The 542-nt window shown below is 45.2% G+C and carries 1 pseudogene and 1 other annotated feature; the pseudogene reads left to right on the forward strand.

Annotated features, from left to right (window positions below):
• Positions 1-542, forward strand: a pseudogene (locus tag P20439_RS18555) (IS3 family transposase); the annotation flags it as partial.
• Positions 81-197: a sequence feature (AL1L pseudoknot), on the forward strand. (Overlaps the previous pseudogene by 117 nt.)

The raw sequence follows: 542 nt of genomic DNA on the forward strand, positions 1-542 counted from the left end.
TCAACTGAAGAACGCCTTGCCGTCTTAGAGCGCGAGAATAAAGAGCTCAAGCGAACGAATGATATCCTGAGGCAAGCTGCCGCTTTTTTCGCCCAAGCGGAGCTCGACCGCAAACAGAAGTAATAGTGGATTTTATTGATGCTTGCAGAGAGCATTACGGTGTCGAGTCAATTTGCAAGGAATTGCCGATTGCACCATCAACGTATTATTCTCATAAACAGATACAAAGAGAGCCTGAGCGACTGTCTAACCGCAAAAAGCGTGATGCTGAGCTGATAATACTCATTCGCGAAGTGTGGGAGGATAATATGTCAGTTTATGGTGCAAGAAAAATATGGAAGCAGCTACAGCTTGACGACCATCAAGTCGCCCGCTGTACAGTCGAACGATTGATGCGAGTTATGGGAATTCAAGGTGTTCGTCGGGGTAAAGCACATAAGACAACGATACCTGACGAGCAACAAGATAAGCCACTTGATTTAGTTAATCGTCAATTTACTGCTGAGCAGCCAAATCAACTTTGGGTAGCTGACATCACCTAT

It is taken from the genome of Pseudoalteromonas sp. BSi20439 (genome assembly GCF_000241165.1).
Lineage (GTDB): Bacteria > Pseudomonadota > Gammaproteobacteria > Enterobacterales > Alteromonadaceae > Pseudoalteromonas.